This is a genomic window from Bartonella sp. W8167 (genome assembly GCF_016100335.1).
GTDB classification, from domain to species: Bacteria; Pseudomonadota; Alphaproteobacteria; order Rhizobiales; family Rhizobiaceae; genus Bartonella; species Bartonella apis.
This window is the reverse complement of the sequence record NZ_JACFSQ010000001.1, coordinates 337,993-358,741: the sequence shown is the minus strand read 5'-3', so window position 1 is coordinate 358,741 and position 20,749 is coordinate 337,993. Positions and strand designations below refer to the sequence as shown.

The following is a 20,749-nucleotide window of genomic DNA, read 5'->3' as shown; positions in this document are numbered from 1 at the left end:
TACAGTCACAACTGCGATATTTTCAACAAAAGTTTTGGATTTCATATTAAAACATGAGCCTGAAAACGTAGTCGATCAGGCAATTTTTTTGTCAAAAACTTTCGAAACCTACTATTTTATTCCGGTATTGTTAGCTTTCTACGTTACATTTTAACTGTCGTATTTTTATAAAACTTTATTTATTTCAAACAGTTAGTTAATTCGCTTGAATCATTTTCATAAATCTTGCCTCTTAGATGGATAACAAAGGAGAATTCCCATTAATCCGCTTTTCCTTTGTGTGAGGCTCAAGACATTTTTTGCGAACCGGAAAATTTGTTTCCAAGAATTTTGCCGATTGTTAAATCGCCTGAAACTCTCTGAAGAAAGATGATGTTTCGCGTTTGTGTTGTACCTTCATGATTTTACGACGAACCTACTCTTAAAACCGAAAGACCGGATGCAGCACTTAATCTTCTCATTTAATCCGGCGCCCCCTACCCCATTTTTCAAAAATTTCCCCCTACCCCGACCGACTGATTTTCATTCAACCGACTGCTAAATAAAAACGGGGAATGCGCGTGAAAGCGATTTGTTTAAAAGCTTATTTGATAAAGATAAAGTTTTTGGCGACGGGATGAAAATAACCGGATTGAAAGCCCGCATACCTCTCCGGCAGGACAGCGGTTTTTTTCAACGCCGGCTTTTATTTCAGAAAAAAGCTTTTCGGTTGTTGATCTGAAAGCCATTCATTTGTCATTAAATGCGGCGATGAGTATCTGCATCAAAAAGCCGATTATAATTGTGCCGCGAGAAGAGATTGATGGAGCGCATTTTTCTTGCCCGGAATTGCGGCAATCAGATCTCTCGTATAGGGGTCGCGGGGGCGCACAAATATCTCTTCCACATCACCACCTTCAATCTCGCGGCCATGTTGTAGCACTGTCACGCTGTCGGATATCTGGCGAACAACCGACAAATCGTGACTGACAAAAACATAAGTCAATGTATGTTCCCGCTGCAACCGGTCGAGAAGCGACAATATTTGTGCTTGCACGGTGACATCCAATGCAGACACTGCTTCATCAAGAACGACAATATCGGGATTAAGAACCAACGCACGGGCAATGGACACACGTTGGCGTTGCCCGCCGGAAAGCCCCCTTGGTAGTCTGTCAAATACGCTTTTTGGCAATTCCACCTGATCAAGAAGCTCCATAACGCGGGCGCGCCTCTTCGACTTATCCTCATGGGGATAGTTCAGCAAAGGTTCTTCGATAATTTTGCCAATCGTGTAATGGGGGTCAAGCGAGCCGAACGGGTTTTGCGAGACAAGCTGGATACGGCGGCGGAAATGGCGCAGTTCCTCACCTTTGAGATGAACCATATCGCTTCCGTCAATTGTAATCGTCCCGCTTGCCGGTTTGATAAAGCCACAAAGCGCGCGAATTGTGCTGGTTTTTCCCGAACCGGATTCGCCAACAATTGCGTGTGTCGTGCCGCGTTTTACGCTGAAAGATAAATTTTCCACTGCGCGGAATGATTGTTTACCCGGATATTCGATTACAAGGTTTTTAACTTCGACGATGGTTTTGTCATTGTTTGTTTTTTTAGAATGTGCCGGAACAAGCGTCAAAGATGGGTCATTGGCGACCAGCTTTTTTGTGTAATCGGCTTTCGGCGATGACAGGACAATCTGGCTTTCACCTGCTTCTTCAACACGGCCACTTTTCATAACAACAATTTTATCAGCCCGGTCGGATGCCACGCCAAGATCGTGCGTGACGATGAGAAGCGATGCACCGGAATTGACACGGATATCATCGATAAGGTCGAGAATACGTTTCTGCACTGTGACATCAAGTGCCGAAGTGGGTTCATCAGCAATAATGAGTTGGGGTTTTAGTGCAATTGCTATAGCAATTAAAACACGTTGCCGCATTCCACCAGACAATTCATGCGGATATTGTTCTGCACGCCGTTCCGGTTCATCAAGCCCGACTTCGCTTAAAAGTTCAACCACGCGCGACTTTATAAGATAAGACGGGCAAGCTTTATGAATGCGAAATATTTCGCCGATCTGCTTGCCTATCTTCATCAACGGGTCGAGCGAAGAAGACGGATCCTGCGGAATAAGGCTCATAACTTTCCCGCGTAAAGCTTGAAGACGGGATTTTGAAAAGCATCCGAGATCCTCGCCGTTCAGAGAAATTTTGCCATTTTCAATGCGTGCATTTTCTTGCAAGAGTCCGAGTATTGCTTGCGCCGTTGTGGTTTTTCCGGAACCGGATTCGCCAACGAGTGCCAAGGCCGCGCCACTTTCGAGGCTGAACGAAACATTGTGCGTTACCTCGTTCCAACGCCCGTTATCAAAATAGGAAACAGAAAGATTTTGAACATCAAGAAGCGACATTTTCACCACCTGCCCTTCGCGCCGAACAAGCGGCTGATGCGATTGAAACTCAGGACCACGGCAATTGTGATCAGTCCCGGAATTGTCGTTAACCACCAACCAGTTGCAATATAATTGCGCCCTTCGGCGATAATGAGCCCCCATTCGGGTGTTGGCGGCTGGACACCAAACCCGAGAAACCCCAGCGTGGCAATTTGCAACAAAGCATGACCGAATTGCAATGCTGCATAGCTCATAACCGTATAAAGTGCATTGGGCAGGATATGACGCCGTATAACAGCAAAAAATGTCGCACCTGAACCATAGGCTGCCTCTATATAATCAAGACTTTTGATACGTGCCACTTCTGCCCGCATAAGCCTTGAAAAACCTGCAACAGAGGTAACGCCGACAGCTACTGCAACCTGTAAACTCCCGAACCCCATTAGAGTTATTACGCTTAATGACAAAAGGAGTGAGGGAATGGATAAAAGTACGTCGACAATGCGCATGATAATTGTGTCGATAAGGCCGCCGATACTTCCCGAAACCAGTCCCAGAAAACCGCCCAAAACGAAGCCGAAGACAACCGCAGCCAAAGCCCCGCTCAATGAATGGACGGCACCGTAAACAACACGCGCGTAAAGATCGCGCCCCAATTCATCCGTGCCAAAGATATGGGCAAAATCAGGCGCACTCAAATGCTCGCCCACTTCGTCAACCGGACTATAAGAGGTAAATAGAGACGGCATAATGACGAACAGAAATGCGACAACGAGAACGGCAATAGCAATGAAAAGACCGGGGTCTTTCCGTTTGATCGTCCAAAATTTTTTGTTTTGAGAATAATTTAGAATGTCAACCAAGTTACTTTTACTCATTTATCGCCTCCAGCTTTTTTGTTTAAGCCGCGGGTCAATCAACGGAAAAAACAGGTCGATGACGAGATTGATAAATACAAAAGCAGCCGACGAGACCACGACAACGGCTTGAAGCACGCTGACATCCTGAGAGCGGACGGCCTGTTCGGTTATTTTGCCGATGCCGTTCAAACCGAAGACCGTTTCAGTTACCACTGCACCACTTATCAATTCGCCAAAAAGCAGTCCCGCAATTGTCAAAACCGGCAGCGCACAATTGCGCAAACAATGGCAAACAAGAATACGAAGACGGGAAACCCCTTTCGATTTCAATACCATTATGAACGGGCTTAATTCGATTTCATCAAGAGAACGCATCAAAATTTGTGTAATTGGAGCAGAAATCGGAATGGCTAAAGCAGCAACCGGCAAAATCATTGCTTCTATGGGACCGGGAACAATGACCGAAATCCACCCCAGATAGAAAGAGAATATTTGAACAAACACGATACCGAGCCAGAAGAGAGGGATTGCGAGAAAAAGACCGGGCAAGTTGAAAAATACGTTGCGCAGCCACTGGAATGGAGAAAAACTGAACAAGAGAGCAATGAGAAAAGCCAGTATCAACGCGGCTAGAAATCCCGAACCGGCAAGTTTCAAAGTCGCTGGCAAATTTGTTACAATGAGATCGGAAACCGGAACGCCAGCCTGCACCGAATAGCCGAAATCTCCGTGTAAAAAATTACCTATCGTTTTGAAATATTGAATAATTTTAGGTTCATCAATGCCGTAATTGGTGCGCAAATTAGCAATTTCACTGGCGTTCAACCCGTATTCCGGATTGAGGAACTTGATTAAAATTGCGTCACCGGGAAGAATTTGCAACAAAATGAAAGTCGCAGTAAAAGCCGCCCAGAGCACTATAATGGCTTGTAAAAGACGATAGAAACCGATTTTTAGCATTATAAACCTTCTTGGTTTTCTGGTCTCGTCCTCTCATCCGGTCTTGGATTTTTCGACGAGAGACGCGTTAAAACGGAAGCCGGATAAAACGCACTGAACCTTTAAATGAGAACCGATAGATAGCTTCAAACACATTGCCTGCACTTTTGTTTTTGGGATGGCCGACTTTAAAACCACCTTTTTCAACAAGCCGCTTTTAAATTTGCCACCCGCTTCAAAACAGTTTTTATGGGTTTTTCAAAGCGGGGGCTTGAGGCGTGGGTAATGTTATTTTTCTATCCAGCTATTATAAAAACTCGGGCGACCAACAGATTCAAAGCCGACCCCTTTGACTTTAACCGAGCCGCCATAGACCTGTGGTTCTTCAAAAATCGGAATGGCATAGGCCTGATCGAGAATATAATCGGTTGCAGCAATTACATCCTCATTGCGTTTGACAGGATCGGTTTCTGCCGAAATATCTTCCAGCTGTTTGTTCAGATTGTTATCAACAAAGCTAACCACTTTGTCACTCAAACCACCTTTTTGTAAGAGCGCGTCGCGATTTTTAGGATAAAACAGGCTTTTTAAAACATCAGGGTCGGCCCGCCCGACCATATGCGGCATAACCGGTGTTTTTTGCGGATCAAGATTGTCAATCACCGCATTGGTGCCGTCATAAGCTTTGACGTTCAAAATAACGCCGACTCGCTTCCACTGTTGGGCAATCAGTTGCAACATAGCTTTGCTTTGTGGCTGCTGGACGGCTTCATAAGCTGCAAGAACAAGCTTCTTCCCGTTTCTTTCACGAATTCCATCCGGCCCTTTTTTGAAACCGGCTTCATCAAGAAGCGCCTCGGCTTTTGCCTGATCGAATTGAAGTTTTGCACTTTGATCTGAATAACCGAACGCATTATGTGCCATAATAGATGTGGCCAACGGATAATTTGAAGAATAAAGCGTTTTGAGAATTTCCGGCCTGTTGGTGGCGAACCGCAGTGCCTGTCTTACTTTCAAATCGGCTACAAGTTCATTATCGGGGCGAAACATAATTGAATTGTTGATGCCGCGCGTGCCAACCGAATAGACAATATTTCCCGACTTTTTCACACGCTCTTCGTCATAGGCTTGCAACTGCCTGATAAAATTGGCTTGTCCGGCAATCAAAGCGCCAATGCGCACGCTGTCTTCCGGAACAGTCAAATATTTCAACTCGTCAAGATAAGCGCGTCCCTGATGGGGCGATTTTTCCGGTGCCCAGTTATAATCCTTGCGAACCTTCAGGATGATCTCTTTGCCTAGCGTTTCACTTTCGACATAAAATGGTCCTGTGCCGATGATTTTCGTTGCATTTCCCATCGCATCAAAGGAAAGTGCCAATGTTTTTGGTGAAACAATTCCTGAATTGATCGTCGAGGTTGCCTGCAAAAATCCCGGTGATGGGCGTTTGAAATAAAAACGCACAGTCAAAGGATCAACAACTTCACTATGGTCATAATTGTTCACCACTTCCGAAACCGGTTGGTGCAAATCTTTATTGCCAAGGCCATAAGCATCGAAGTTTTTGGCAACAATTGCTGCATCAAGCGGGGTACCATCAGAAAAGGTTACACCTTGCCGCAATTTAAATTCATAAACGGTTTTGTCTTCATTAAACGACCATGACGTGGCAAGCCATGGTTCGATTTCAAGCGTTTGTGGATTTTGATAAGTCAGACGGTCGGTAATCTGATTGAGAATGCCGCCATTTGTATAGGTACCGGCAAGAGGCGAATAAAGATTGGTATGCACCTGCTTGTCCAGATAAATCAATGTTCCACCTTCTACCGGTTCTTCTGCCCTAAGCGCCGACATGCCGACGGAAAGGACAGAAACAACAGATGAAGCAATAAGCAATTTTTTTATCAAATTTTTCATTTTGGTGCAGTCCTTCGGTTTGTTGCGCCCTTTTTAAATTTTCACTCTCTCTTTTTCTTTCAACTCCGCCCAAGTGACCTTACATCTTGTTGTTCAAGATAATTTCACACTTATCTCTCACAATACACCTGAACCGTTTGAACATTTATTGGCTCACAAGAATAAAGCCACGGTTGAATTTTTGAACGGATGCCACTTTTGAACTTTTCAAAAAGTTAAAAAATTATTCTTTATCCATTTGAATGATTGGAAATTAATACTCGTGGAATTTGTTCTTAATGAAAAATTGAAAAACATATTTCTTAAGCTCTTTGCATTAAAACTTCCGCCGGTTTGTTTGCGACAAAACGGAAGGATGCGTTCAGTATTGTTTGATCGAATCTTCGCGGACAGGATTGAGCGTTAACGATAAAAAGAAGCGGATAATCTTGATAAAGTGCATATTATAATGACAACACACGCTGCGCTATGACGAGCGCCAATGCTCCCTTTCAAACACTTGAATACCTGTCACGTTAATCGATGTTGGAACCAGATTTTCAGATTTGATTCCAGAATTGTTTTCTGAGAGCCGAGGACGCATGCCTTTCAAGAATTTTGCTACTTTGTCGCACTGGAGTTAGGGAAGAAGCTCGACATTTTCCGGATATAGATTTTTAAAAAACCGGCAACGCTAAGGAAATTTTATCCAAAAACTCGGGCAATTCGGCATTAAATTGGCTCGTTTGCATTGAATTTTCCGTGATAGTTTCGAAAAAAACGGAAAATCAGGATGAAATAATGCCTCACTCACAAAAATCGTCAAAAGCTGTAAAACCGGATGACATCTCAACGCCGGCCGATGGATCATCATCTGCAGCCAATCATCATCCGGTTAAAGGGATAGACCACGTTTTCATATTGGCAAAAAATCTTGAAAAAAGCGCTGATTGCTTTCGCCGGCTGGGTTTTACCCTTTCACCTCGCGGGCTTCATAGCAAAGAACAAGGCACAGCCAATTATACGGTTGTATTTCCCGACGATTACTTTGAACTTTTAGGCATTGTAGAAGAAACGCCAGCCAATCGCGACAAAAAACATAACCTCGAAACATATGGCGAAGGCCTTTATGCTATTGCTGGACGTATCGGCAGCGCACTTGCAACGAAAGAAAGCCTTGCCGAATTAGGTTTTGACATAACCGAGGTGCAAAATTTTTCCAGACCGGTAGAGTTACCTGATGGGAAAACAGGTATTGCTGCGTTTTCCACAGTCGCTTTTAATAAAAGCGAAGTGCCGAATGGACAGGTATTCATGTGTGAACACAAAAGCCGCGATATGGTTTGGCAGCCCGAATTAATGATACACAAAAACGGCGCCATCGGCCTTAAGGCTATAACTTTATTGTCATCTTCACCGGAAGAGGCCGGAGAACGTTATGCACGTCTTTTCAAAGACGGAAAGGTCAAACAGGAAGATGATAGTGTCGTTGTTACAACCGGAAAAAATTCGGCCGACATCCGCATACTGTCAGAGGAAAGTTATCAACACCATTTCCCGTTCTTTGTTATCGAAAAAATCGCTCGCAATGCTTATGCCGGTCTTGCTATTTACGTAAACGATCTTGGTAAGACAAAGCGTGCACTTGAATTAAATGCAATTCCATTCAACGAGATAAACAAAAAACACATTGTCATCGCTCCCGAATACGCAACCCGTACGGTGCTGGAATTTTTTGAAAAAGTACAATGAAATTAAATCCTGCTGATAGGCATTTCAAAATTTATCGGAGTTTACGAGCTGCAAAACTGCAGCTCTTTTCCACAAGCTTATGAAGCACGTGGCCGAATAAAACATATGCTATGATAGTGGCCGCCTATTTTGTGATAAGCGGCCTGCTTTATAAAGTCTATCTCGGAAGAAGACCCTTTCCTCAGATTATAAATGGTGTCTCGTTCAGCCCCTCAAACATTTATCAATCACAAGCTTATTCACTTCCAAAACGTAAAAGCAAACGACAAAGTCACTTGACAAGGGAGGCAAAATATTTAAGTTGATTAAAAATATCATGTATTTTTGTTTTTCCTGAAAGCTTGGCTTTTTGACCATCCACAAACGGGAAAATGGAACCAGAAGGAATGACGGTGACTTCACTTCATCCAGATGATTAAAGAGTAAAAATTGCATTGCGACGGGCAGCAAGTGGCTTGTTAGCTTAAGCGATGTGGAAAATTTTGTGAGATGCGCTGGATGAAAAGAGATGATGGATTGCGCATTGATGACAACGAGCTTTGAAGCGTTACTTGGCTTAGTCTGTTGAATTGTTGCAAAGCAATCAAACGGGGCAAAATCAGGAAGTTCTGTCATTCAACCATGGAAAAACAATAAGACCATGAAAAACAGGATTTATGAAAAAATACTGTTGGTTGTAAAGGATTTTGGCTTCGGCTATCAGACTTGCGAGCTTTCGGGTGCAGCGTATAAATGACGAATTTAGAGACATATGAACCGAATAATCTTCCACTTTGGGTGGGAGCTACTATCCTTGTCCTTTCTGTCTATACAGGTTTGGGCTTTTGGGCGAGTGCCATGCGCGGAGATCCTAATGTTGTAAGAGGTGGGCAAGAGGCAATCATGCTTGAATTTGCCGAAGAGCCGATGGCACCCGAAACGGAAAATGTTTCCGAAGTCATTAAAGAAGAAACGGTTCAGGAGAAGGAAGAGGAAAAGGTAAAGCCGAAAGAAGAAGAGGCAAAGCCCGAACCCGAACCACAAAAATCCGAAATGATAGAAGAGGTAAAAAAGCCGGAGCCAAAGAAAGAAGTCAAAAAGCCTAAAGTTGAAGCGCGTAAAGTCGAGCCCAAAAAAGACGTTAAAAAGGCCGACATTTCGCAAAAGGCCTCGGGGCCTGAAATTGTTGCAAAGAAGGGGCCAACCTATGCAGCGCCCACAACCAATCGCGTATTCGGTGGTAACGGGCGGCTCGTTTCCTCATGGCAGAACAAGGTACAACGTCGTATCGCGCTCATTGCTTCGCGTTCGAAAAAACCGTCCACATCCAATCGTTCGACATCATATGTTACTTTCAGTTTCGACCAGAAAGGCAACATTACCAGCGCCCGCACGTCACGCTCTTCCGGTGATCACGCTATCGATGATCTGGCTTTGCAAATCGTCAAAAAATCAAGCCCTATTCCGACACCTCCGGAGGGTTGGAATAGCTCACTCACCGTGCCTGTCGAGGTTCGCTAGAACGGCGCCCACACAATTTCAAGTGTCAACCAAATTATTTGGCCAAGCTTGAAACGCATCTTTTGCGTTCCACCAATATCTCACTAACGTTGCAAATTTTTGTTTGAGTTGTGAGTTCTGTTATTCGGTAGTTCTACTCTTCCCGAATAATTGATTGTTCCTCCCGCTCTTTGAAGCCTCCTATATTTGTCGGGAACACCTTTTATTTTAGTTTTTCACCTAATTAAAAACGTAGCGAACAAATTACAAAAATATTAATTATTTATCATTATTGTAATAATAAAAATACATATTATTATATTTTTTGTTATAATAAATTAATCAAAATTATTATTATAGAAATTTTACTTAAATTATATTTTATAAAATTTTAATATATATATTTCAATTCTGGAATAACTGGATTGCGTCACTCAGTATCACCTTCCCGAAGTTTTCCTTTTCTTGTTCATTTCTACATTTTGGCTGTGGTATTTTCCACGAATTATCTTTTCTTAAACCTTATTTTCATTTAAAGTATTATGCTGTTTTGCGGGTATAAGCGGGTTTATCAGTGCCGATACGATCATTTGATCGAAGTTTCGTCACTTCTTCCTATCATACGTACAAAACAGAATATTAATATAAAAATACGAATAAAATGGAGTATATAATTTATTTTTACAATTTATAATTTTTATAATTTTTATATTTATAATATTTTTACAAATATTATATTCATATATATTTAAAATTAATTGATAATTATATAAAGTTGTTTATAAAGCAAAACTCACATCATGATTTTCAATTTAGGGAAGAGGGAATAATGGATCTCGTTTCGCGTATTCAACGTCTGCCACTCGGACGTTTTCACTACCGATTATTGGTGGTTACGGGTTTGGGCTGGATGTTTGATGCTATGGACACCGGCCTTATCGCTTTTATCATGCCGCGTTTGTCACAAAGTTGGCAGCTGACAGCTCCGGAAAAGGCTTGGATCGTCAGTATCGGTTTTGTAGGAATGGCAATCGGCGCTGTTTTAGCCGGTGGAATTGCAGACAGGATTGGTCGTAAAACAGTTTTTGCCACGACATTGGTCGTCTACAGTATAGCAACTGCCCTTTGTGGTTTGGCGCCGGATTTGACATGGCTGTTGGTTTTCCGATTTGTTGTCGGCTTCGGTCTCGGTGGTCAATTGCCGGTCGCTGTCAGTCTCGTCAGTGAATATGTACCGGCGCGCGTACGCGGGCGTTTCATCGTTTTGTTGGAAAGCTTCTGGGGACTGGGCTGGTTGCTTGCCGCGTTGGTCGCATTTTTTGTCATTCCGGCTTATGGCTGGCAAATAGCGTTCATTCTCTGCGGCATTCCAGCGCTCTATGTGTTCTATATCTGGCGCAAAATTCCGGAATCTATCCCCTACCTCATCAATCGCGGGCGTATCGAAGAGGCGCATAAAATCGTGTGCCACCTTGAAAAAGAGGCAGGCATTCCGGTCGTAGAAAAAATTGAAGTTGCCCCCGTTGCCGAAAAGCACAACGTATCTTTTACTCAATTATGGTCTAGCGGTCTTGCCAGACGCACAATCATGCTATGGCTCATATGGTTCGGCATTGTCTATTCCTATTACGGCATTTTCACATGGCTTCCGAGCCTGTTGGAACAACACGGCTTCAGCATTGTCAAATCATCAAAATATACTTTGATCCTTATTCTGGCACAGCTTCCCGGTTACATGGCTGCAGCCTGGTTGATTGAAAAGCTGGGACGCAAAGCAACCCTATCGGGCTTCATTGCTGCTTGTGCCATATGCGCTTACTTTTTTGGTCAGGCGTCATCGGATGGCCTCATCATCTTGTGGGGATGTTTGTTGTCATTTTTCAATCTCGGTGCATGGGGCGTTCTTTATTCCTATACGCCCGAGCAATATCCGGCCAATATTCGTGCGTTCGGTTCCGGTTGGGCTTCCGCTATCGGACGGGTTGGCGGCATTGTTGCCCCGATGGTCGTCACGCAAATGATGACAGCCGGTGCAACCGCTTTTTCCAGCGTGTTTATTATGTTTACCGGTGTGCTTCTTGCGGTCGCTATCATTATTATTGTGCTAGGAGAAGAAACGCGTGGTCGCACATTGGAGTCAATCAGTCGGTAGATTAAGAAACGGATAAAAATAGCAGATTTTTCTAAATCGAATTCAGGATAACGGGCATCACAACAAAAAAGGCGGGTAAAAACATCCCCGCTTGTTTGCCCGTTTTCTTTCCCTCAAAAATTTACTTCAAGTGCTCCGGCGAAAGAGGTCAGCAGGTCTTCTGCGTTTACCCTCCTCACCCACATTCTTTTTGCGTTACACAACCCTGTTCATTATCTTGGATCCGGTGACAAAATCCTTAGCCCGATTTACCAGCCCATTTTTCCCGTCAAGCTTGCCCGTCTTGCCACACGCTTTGTGTGAACCTTAATCTCCATGGCGTTTATGAACGCCCCTCATCCTTGTTGTTTTGCGCCTTCTTGTTCTTCTCCTTGAAGCCGTAATGGCAAAAAGGCTTTTAGATCGTCGACAATTTTATCGGTTTGACCGTCCAATAAACGATAAAAACTGTTGTCATGAATGAAAGAAAATCAAACTGCTATCTAAAGCTCGAAACAAAATAATCCCTCGCCAAGTGATGCAATTGGCCGTCTGATCGCGAAAATATTTTCGACACGTGGAATTCAGCAAAAAACGGCAAGCTACTAATCATCCGCTGTTTAAGGTGCAAAAAATCTCATAACCCGTTTTTTAGCGGTTTATAAGACTGTTTTCACATCAACAGGAGAGAAAGCTTTTATCAGAAAGCTTGCCGATAAAGTTCGAGAGCTTCCGCTTCGGTGATTTCCACAGGATTGTTAACGAGCAACCTTGTCTGCTTCATCGCATCGCTTGCAAGCAATGCCAAACTGTTATCGGTAACACCCACTTCCTTCAAATGGCGTGGTGCGCCGGTTTCCCTCATCAATTTTTCCATAAACTCGACAAAGGCTTTTGAACGCTCTATCTCGGTGCCTTTTGTGTGCGTCCCGACAACATCACCCAGTTCGGCATAAAGATGAGCCGCTGCTTTCATATTGAACCTTAAAACCGGCCCGAGCATAAGCGCATTGGTAAGACCATGTGGCAAATGATAATGACCGCCCAAAGGATAAGCCAAAGCATGAACTGCACCAACCGGCGAATTTGCAAAAGCCTGACCTGCCAGATTTGCGCCAAGCAACATCGCCTGCCGCGCTTCCTTGTCATGTCCATTATTGCAAGCCGTTACAATATTTGCCGACAACAATCTTAAGGCTTCACGGGCGAAAGCATCGGAAAGCGGATTCTTCTTCAATTTTCCGGTATAGGCTTCAATAGCATGAACCATTGCATCAATACCGGTTGCTGCTGTTTGAAGTTTTGGCAAACCGATCGTAAGCTCACCATCAAGAAGAACACGATCGGCATAAAGCTTATTGGCAACAACACCCATTTTGGTTGTTTCGCCTGTGGTCAAAATCGTAATATTGGTCGATTCCGAACCGGTACCGGCTGTTGTTGGTATCTGGATTAAAGGCAGACGCTTGCCCTTAACTTTTCCGATGCCGTAAAGATCCTGCAATTTTTGATCGGAACAGATAAGTACCGCTGAAAGTTTGGCAACATCCATAGAGGAGCCACCACCAAAGCCGATAACAATGTCAATGCCTGCCGCTTTTGCTTTTTCAACGCATTCAAGCACAATATTTTCCGGCGGATCGGCAACAACTTTGTCAAACACAGCAACTTTGAATCCTGCCTGTTCCAAAGACAATTTCGGTTGTTCCAGAACGCCCGATTGATGAAGACTGCTATCAGTGACGATAAGAGCTTTGCGCTCTTGATAATGGCGTTCGACAAATTCTCCCAAACGTTGTGCACCGCCCCATTCGACAGTCAGCGAAGGCACCGCATTGAAACTGAACTCTTGCATTTCTTCCTCCTCACCCATTCCCGAATGGCTCTGCAACTTGCCCTTTAAAAAGAGCCACAAGAGTTGACATGTGGCTCTTTTTCAAGAACTTGAAGCCCATTACGGATTAAACCGATAGTCCTCAAAGGGCACTGCAAATATACTTGACTTCCATATATTCTTCTATTCCGTATTTTGAACCTTCCCGCCCGAGGCCGGATTGTTTGACGCCGCCAAACGGCGCAACCTCATTGGAAATCAATCCAGTATTATGGCCGACCATACCATATTCAAGCGCTTCGCTTACTCTGACACCACGGCTGAAATCGCGTGTGTAAAAATAGGCTGCAAGGCCGAAAATTGTATCATTAGCCATACGAATTGCTTCTTCTTCGGTTTTGAACTTGAATAAAGGTGCAACCGGCCCGAAGGTTTCCTCATGCGCAAAGCGCATATCCTGCGTGACGCCGGTAACAATGGCCGGTTCCATAAACAGCCCACCAAGCCTCTTTCCGCCGCAAACAAGCTTGCCACCTTTTTTGACAGCGTCGGCAATATGATCTTCGACTTTTTTCAGTGCACTTTCTTCGATCATCGGTCCGATATCCGTATCAGCTTTGCGTCCATCGCCAATTTTCAAAGCCTTGACCGCCTGTTCGAGTTTCTTTGTGAATGCGTCATAAATACCTTCCTGAACCAGAAGACGGTTGGCGCAAACACAGGTTTGACCGGCATTGCGATATTTGCAAGCAATTGCTCCTTTAACCGCTTCATCAAGATCTGCATCATCAAAGACAATGAAAGGCGCATTACCACCGAGTTCAAGCGAAATTCGCTTGATTGTCGGCGCACATTCGGCCATCAGCGTCCGCCCGACTTCGGTCGAGCCGGTAAAGGATAATTTTCGAACAATATTGCTGTCTGTCAGCACTTTTCCGATTGTAGATGATTTACCGGTAATAATTTGCAAAACGCCGGCAGGAATGCCTGCACGATTTGCAAGCTCGCCCAAGGCAAGTGCGGTAAGCGGTGTCAGACTTGCCGGACGCACGATCATGGTGCAACCTGCGGCAAGTGCAGGCGCAGCTTTACGCGTGATCATTGCAGCAGGAAAATTCCATGGTGTGATGGCAGCCGTTACACCAACAGGCTGTTTGATAACCGTGATGCGTTGTTTGGCTTGCGGGGAAGGAATGGTATCACCATAAGTCCGCTTGGCTTCCTCGGCAAACCATTCGACAAACGAGGCAGCATAAAGGATTTCACCCTTTGCTTCTTTCAACGGTTTACCCTGCTCGCTTGTCATAATCATTGCAAGATCATCGGCATTGGCAATCATCAGGTCAAACCACTTGCGCAAAATTTTCGAACGATCCGCTGCTGTCAGCTTTCTCCATTGTTGAAATGCTGCATTCGACGCCTCTATAGCCGTTTCGACTTCATTAGCTGAAAGCGAAGGGACATTTCCGACAACCTCGCCATCTGCCGGATTGGTAACAGAAATCGTTTCATTGTTTTTTGCCGAAAGCCATTGTCCATTAATCAGGCATTTGTCTTTCAAAAGGCTTTTATCTGAAAGTTTCATCTTGATATTCCTCCTTACCCCCATCTATTGCGATTTTCCCGTTCAACAAGGTTTGAAAGAAAACAATCGCATTATCATAATTGATGGTATGAGTATTTTTGTCCAAGGGCAAGGACATGACTGTTCAACAGATTGTTCGGGTAATCATATCTTTCATCACTCTGGCGTATAAAAAACCTGCGCCACCTGCTCCGGATGATTTTCAACCGATAGCTTTTCTTCCGACGGCCCGTCCGGATATCACCCGCGCTCCTCTAACGGGATTTGATCTATCCCGCATTTTTTACACTCCAACCGGACTATTTCGGGCTGAATGAGAAACTGTTCTCAAAAAACATTGTAACCATTAACACGCATGTCTGAAACAAATATTGTTTAACCGTACCTCCTCCCCATTTCAACGCCGCTCATTCCTATTGCCCAATCATTGAACTTATGAAAGGAATAACGATAACGTGAATGTATTTGTCGATTTATTTTGAACTCCAAATATTATAGCTTCAGTTTCCACTTGTCTTCATATAACGGCCGAATAAATAAAATGACGACCTTGTAAAGAGGATGTAAAGACCAGTAGAACTAACTCGCAAACAGGTTTAACCAACCAAAAGCCAAGAAAAAAATGACGATTTCGGGAATCCTAGAGCTAAAAGATAAACCCCCTTTATTCGATAACGGTCGGCACCGCGTGATATTCCGGCACCCTCAAAATCCCGATCTCATCGTAAAAATTGTGCGTCATCGGTGGGCTGAACGATATGAACGATACAATGCTTTAAAAAAACGCTTCAAACAGCTACGCGAGAATGTCTATAACATTTACGAGTTTCTCGAAACCATGCGGTTGAATTTCGACACCAATCTTAAGACTCCGCATGTGCTGACGACATTAGGCATCGTAAGAACCGATCTCGGCTGGGGCATGGTTTGCGAAATCGAAAAAGATAAGGACGGCTCGCCAGCCAGAACCATCAACGATATTGGCGCCGACATCAAGCATTATGTACCCGAATTGAAAGCGCTAAGCGATTGGGCTGAAACTTCGCCTGTTGTTCTCACGAGCTTTCATGCCGATAATCTGGTTCTGTCATGGCGCGATGACCATTATGAATTTGTCATGATCGACGGATTGGGAGAAAGAAATATCTTGCGCTTAAGAACCTATATCCGTTCACTGAACCACAAAGAAAATATGAAACGTCTTCATAAAATGCTTAATGATCTTCATCTTTATAATGAAGTTCTGGGTAAATAATATTTCATCAAACAGTCAAAAAACGATAACGGTTTATCCCCTTCAAGCGTTAACAGCTTGCTAGTTTCCGACTTGATTGTTGCAAACTTGCTTTTTCCAAACCTGCTTGTTGCAAACGGAATTGCCGCAAACTTGATCGTTGCCAACTCACCTGTCGCCAACGTGTTTGTTATCTGCGTCTTCCTCTTTCACCCGCACTTTTGTACCATTTTTCTGCAAACCTTCAAAAATGGCGCAGTTTATTTTTCATCATGGCAAAAGCAGTTATGCCGCCCTCGACAACAAAATTCGGGATTTTTCAGATAGTTTTTATAAAAATACCGTTCGGGACAATTGCAGAGAAACAGCTTAAAAATCCGAAATTCCCGCAGAACCACAACTGACAATTACAAACTTGAAATGAAGCTTTATTTTCAACTTCAATGTTTAGCAGTCTCATCCGGATTTGAAACGCGCTTGATGCCGATTTTCAACATGAGAAACGAAAAAGAGCGCGAGCCTATTAATGATAGACGCCACGCTCTTTTAATAAACTGACCCCGACATTTTGCATAGAATTTGCGGGCTTCAAATAAAAGGCACCGCAACGGAAAAAGGGGCGAACACTAAAGACTCATTTTACAGGAATTTTCGGTTTCCAACCGCGCCCGTAACCGAATGACATGGCACAGGCAGCAACTTCAACTTGGCGGATGAGCATTTGACGCTCGTCCAAAAGCCTTGAAATCAAGGTTTTAACATCACCATTATAATCAGCAATCAGATGGTCAATTTCGTCTTGTTGATAGTCTTTTTGTCTTAGTTCATTCACTTTTCTGACTCCTTTTGCACGAATGTGATGTTCCCATCAGGAACCAGAGTCAAGGATTTCAACTTCAAATCTGAAGAGAGTCACCGGCTTTTAAAATCGGAGTTTTAGAGACGGGTTTTGATCAGTCAAAGGTTAGCTCAGTTCTGTTTGTTAGGCTGCTTAGAACCAATTTTTTGGTCCGTGACAATTTACATTATGTTGGAAAAACACCACTTAACCAAAGACATTGGTGTTCGAACAACCAAAGAACGAGTTAATAGACTAACACATTCAATCACTGAAGACAGTCTTTCAATTCAAACAAACTAAAACCATAGACTGTTATCGCCTTTGTACGCCCTCCACTTCTAATTCCGCGGAAAAAACGAACTTCACATATATTAGACTATGGAAATTTTTAAAAAGTATCCTGAAAAAAACAGATGCAGAATTTGTATTTTACATTAATGATTATCAAACGTTTTTCAAAAGATGCGGAAAATATGCCGTTTGCTTCACATGATTGGCCTGTGAGGAATTTCGTCAAAGCAACGCTATTATCTAACTTTTCACCTAAACATAAAAATAATTTCCATGTAACAATAATATCGTATTTGGTTAGTGACGGCTTCTGTTGTCTTATATCTCATATAAAACAGCAGCTTTATTGGACTAAATATTTTCAGGGTACTCTGTCAACTTTAGTCTTGTAATATCTGCAAATTCAGATTTTTGAGTTCCGACATAAAATATACGCTCCCTATGAAATTAATCCTTTCAAATAAAGCGTAAAAATTGATACCGTTGAGCCGATAAAGATAAATTCATTGGACGACATCCATCAACTTTTCATAGCTATCGACTACATCATATTTAACTTTGTTAGAAGTGATTTTAGCGAAAAACTTTTTGGCACAATCAATCTTCGCTTTTTCAACAGAACGCAATTCCAATGATGACATTGACCCCTTCGTTTCTGCTACAAAATAAATGTGTTTTACTTTCCCTTCCTTGAAGGCAATGGCCCAATCGGGATTATAGTTGCCAACAGGCGTGGGAATAAGGAAACCATTTGGCAGTTTTGCATAAACGACCACCTCATCGGCCTTATCGAGTTTTTCGACGAATTTGCGTTCGTTGTTTGAATCGGTAAAGACGTAATCATAAATATGCCGTTCAGCCTTATAAGCTTTGGAAAAATCGAAATCAATTTTATTCTGGGTAAAGATATCCGTAGCAAAGGTCTCGCTCAGCGGATCATAGGTAAGATGTTCAACAATTATGGTTGCTTTTTGTTCATTGATTAACTGAGCACCCTTAGCGATGAAATCTTCGGGATTAAGTTTAAACTGATGAAAAACATCTTTATTTATGCCGCGCAAGATTGATGCAATCGTTTTACGTGTTAGATCGGTCGCTTGAACAAGTTTATCGATCAAATCATATTTTACTCTTGAATAGCCAGAGGACTTTTCTTTTTCCGTTTTATTCCCGGAGACTTTAAAAGCTTCACCTTTTTGCAAATCTTCATAACTAGCATCGTCACGTTGATAACCAGTAACAATATTATATTTCAAGGAAGTGACATTCAACTTTGCATTAAGAGTATTTATCGCTTTCTCTACCAATTCTTCTGTTTTAAAATTAACCGTATAAACTGCTTTGTGGTTAATTTGGGCCCACAAGGCCTGAAATTCTTTCTTTGTAAAATTGTCGTTTAACGGATTGGTTTTGCTTTTTCGATCATTGCTTGTGATATTCAATGCATTAGGATCAAAGATACTGTTAACCAGTTTGATTATTTCTTCGCGATTTTCCGCCAATTCTGATGGAAAATCGGCCAAAGTTCCGCTTTCTACAGCCTTATGATAAATTGGTGTGATGTTATCATCGTCATCTACATAATCATTTTTCACAAGATAACGATAAATCTGGTGCGCCATTTTTTTAGTAATGGTAAGATCGCCAGCTTCCAGATGCAATATCTTGCCCGTAAAATAGTTTTCGTCCGCTTTTCTCGGGCGGTCCGACAAACTGTCTGTTATATCAGTCTGCAAGCCCTTAACAAACTGTTCATAGCTTTCACTGGCAACAACAGTCAGCACATTAACGTCGTGAACAATGGACCTATCATCAACACGATCTCCATTTTTGTTGACGCATAGACGTAAGCCACGGCCAACTTCTTGCCTGCGCGAGGTAGTATTATCGCTGTGTTTTAACGCGCAAATTGTAAAAATATTCGGGTTATCCCACCCCTCTCTAAGGGCGGAGTGCGAAAAGATAAAACGTGTTGGCTCCTTAAACGACAAAAGCCGTTTTTTGTCTTTCAAAATCAGATCATAAGCATCGACATCGTCGGATTCAACATCTTTTCTTTTTACTTCAGGATTAACCTCATGCTTGGTCTTTTTATCAATTGAAAAATAGCCATTATGTGTGCGTTCGACCTTAATATCCTTCAAATAGGCCTGATAACTACGATCCCTGAACAAATCTTTGTTATCAAGTTGCTTCTGATATTCTTCTTCAAAAATTCTTGCATATTCGCCTTTTTGAGGGCCATTTTCGTCATAATACCGATATTTGGAAACGTCATCGATAAAGAAGAGCGACAATGTCTTGATACCCCGTTTGAAATTCTCTTCTTCGCGGGCAAAATGCGCGTCAATTGCTTCACGTATCTGGATGCGTCTCAAAGCCGTTTCATTAACATCGCCAATCGCTTCGCCCACTTCTATCTCTATGCCATTTATGAAGCTCACCTTGTTGGTTATCGCATCTATATCGGCAATTACAAACCCCTTATATTGATCCAGCTCGTTAGAAAGCGAAAAGAGGTCGTCACTTTTCTTGAATTTTCGTGTTATACGTTTGATTTGGGAAGCTTGTTTTACCTCAAACTCGATAAGAGCCTGAGGTGCGCTTTTTGAAATTGGTATGTTCTGTAAATAGAGATAAGCATTGGTCCCGCTCAAGTTTTTGATTGAAATGGCGCGCACAGCAATTTTCTTGACTAGTTTTTTCTGGTAGGCATCGAGTGCATCAAGCCGGTAAATTTTATTATGTTCTATTTTATGGGTCGCAGAGTAGCGCAAGACCGTTAAAGGACGAAAATCAGCGAGTGAATCGAGTGTTTTTGCGCCTTCCATCTTCTGCGGTTCATCAAGAATTAGGATCGGCCGGTTAGCACTAATAACGTCAATTGGTACACGGGATTGAAATTCGTCGAGTTCCATACGTATGCGTCGTGCATCTTTTCCTCTGGCATTGAAAGCTTGCACATTGATGATCATGACGTTAATGCCTGCGTCAGATGAAAAATTTTCTAATTGAGACAAATTTTTGGAATTATAGATAAAAACTCTGGCCTTTTTGCCATAGTCCATTAAGAAATGCTCTGCCATCAAGTCGAACGATTGATAAACGCCTTCGCGAATGGCAATACTTGGCACTACGATAATGAACTTTGTCCAACCAAAACGTTTGTTCATTTCAAACATGGTGCGAATATAACAATAAGTTTTGCCAGTTCCTGTTTCCATCTCGATATCAAGATTAACAGATGCAATCTTGTCGCGAACGACTTTTAGTGATGGCGTGAGATTTTGTCTCATTTGTACTCTTTTAATATTATCAAGAAGGGTACTTTCATCGAGGAGCAAATCATTATTTTTGAAACCGACAACTTCAATATCAGCAAGTTTTTGACCTAGCTTATTGACATCTTTGCCTGGATCAACTCGATATTTCAAACCAGTGTCGAAAGGTTGTCCAGCAAAACAATCCGTGACGGCCTTGACAGCGTCTAGCTGATAAGTTTGTTTTTTAAACTTGATCTTCATCACAGTTCC

The 20,749-nt window shown here is 42.8% G+C and carries 14 protein-coding genes; 5 read left to right on the top strand and 9 right to left on the bottom strand.

All coding sequences use genetic code 11. The annotated features are described in order from the left end of the window. Positions 1-775: 775 nt before the first annotated feature. The 4 genes from H3V12_RS01315 to H3V12_RS01300 form a co-directional block, all read right to left on the bottom strand. Positions 776-2,392: an ABC transporter ATP-binding protein gene (locus H3V12_RS01315; RefSeq protein WP_198212255.1), complete on the bottom strand. Its 1,617-nt coding sequence runs from the start codon at positions 2,390-2,392 to the stop codon at positions 776-778. Positions 2,393-2,394: 2 nt separating this feature from the next. Beyond that, complete coding sequence (locus H3V12_RS01310; protein WP_198212254.1) at positions 2,395-3,252, bottom strand: ABC transporter permease; 858 nt, start codon at positions 3,250-3,252, stop codon at positions 2,395-2,397. Further along, positions 3,253-4,194, bottom strand: coding sequence for an ABC transporter permease (locus H3V12_RS01305; protein WP_198212252.1), 942 nt, complete (start codon positions 4,192-4,194; stop codon positions 3,253-3,255). It lies immediately after the preceding gene. Positions 4,195-4,461: 267 nt separating this feature from the next. Beyond that, positions 4,462-6,090: a TIGR04028 family ABC transporter substrate-binding protein gene (locus H3V12_RS01300; RefSeq protein WP_198212249.1), complete on the bottom strand. Its 1,629-nt coding sequence runs from the start codon at positions 6,088-6,090 to the stop codon at positions 4,462-4,464. A gap of 780 nt (positions 6,091-6,870) precedes the next feature. On the opposite strand from H3V12_RS01300, the gene H3V12_RS01295 reads away from it, so the two are divergent. Then, on the top strand, positions 6,871-7,821 hold the full coding sequence (locus tag H3V12_RS01295; RefSeq protein ID WP_198212248.1) for a VOC family protein: 951 nt from the start codon (positions 6,871-6,873) through the stop codon (positions 7,819-7,821). Positions 7,822-8,025: 204 nt separating this feature from the next. Here the strand turns inward: H3V12_RS01295 and H3V12_RS01290 are convergent, their stop codons facing one another. Further along, positions 8,026-8,436: a hypothetical protein gene (locus tag H3V12_RS01290; RefSeq protein WP_198212246.1), complete on the bottom strand. Its 411-nt coding sequence runs from the start codon at positions 8,434-8,436 to the stop codon at positions 8,026-8,028. A 117-nt stretch (positions 8,437-8,553) separates the two neighbouring features. Here H3V12_RS01290 and H3V12_RS01285 point away from each other — a divergent pair, with 117 nt between their 5' ends. Beyond that, entirely contained in the window at positions 8,554-9,321 is a 768-nt protein-coding gene (locus H3V12_RS01285) for an energy transducer TonB (RefSeq protein WP_198212244.1), read from the top strand. A gap of 808 nt (positions 9,322-10,129) precedes the next feature. Further along, complete coding sequence (locus H3V12_RS01280; protein WP_198212242.1) at positions 10,130-11,452, top strand: MFS transporter; 1,323 nt, start codon at positions 10,130-10,132, stop codon at positions 11,450-11,452. A gap of 679 nt (positions 11,453-12,131) precedes the next feature. Here the strand turns inward: H3V12_RS01280 and H3V12_RS01275 are convergent. After that, entirely contained in the window at positions 12,132-13,286 is a 1,155-nt protein-coding gene (locus H3V12_RS01275) for an iron-containing alcohol dehydrogenase (protein ID WP_198212240.1), read from the bottom strand. 121 nt (positions 13,287-13,407) lie between these two features. Beyond that, a complete protein-coding gene (locus tag H3V12_RS01270) occupies positions 13,408-14,850 on the bottom strand; it encodes an NAD-dependent succinate-semialdehyde dehydrogenase (protein ID WP_198212238.1) in 1,443 nt (480 codons plus the stop codon). Positions 14,851-14,966: 116 nt separating this feature from the next. Here H3V12_RS01270 and H3V12_RS01265 point away from each other — a divergent pair, with 116 nt between their 5' ends. Further along, entirely contained in the window at positions 14,967-15,167 is a 201-nt protein-coding gene (locus H3V12_RS01265; protein ID WP_075916660.1) for a hypothetical protein, read from the top strand. Between the two features lie 305 nt (positions 15,168-15,472). After that, positions 15,473-16,105, top strand: a complete 633-nt coding sequence (locus tag H3V12_RS01260; protein ID WP_198212236.1) for a YrbL family protein — start codon at positions 15,473-15,475, stop codon at positions 16,103-16,105. A 613-nt stretch (positions 16,106-16,718) separates the two neighbouring features. Here the strand turns inward: H3V12_RS01260 and H3V12_RS01255 are convergent. After that, positions 16,719-16,916, bottom strand: coding sequence for a hypothetical protein (locus H3V12_RS01255; protein WP_075868817.1), 198 nt, complete (start codon positions 16,914-16,916; stop codon positions 16,719-16,721). An 803-nt stretch (positions 16,917-17,719) separates the two neighbouring features. Beyond that, positions 17,720-20,740, bottom strand: coding sequence for a DEAD/DEAH box helicase family protein (locus H3V12_RS01250; RefSeq protein WP_198212234.1), 3,021 nt, complete (start codon positions 20,738-20,740; stop codon positions 17,720-17,722). Positions 20,741-20,749 lie beyond the last annotated feature (9 nt).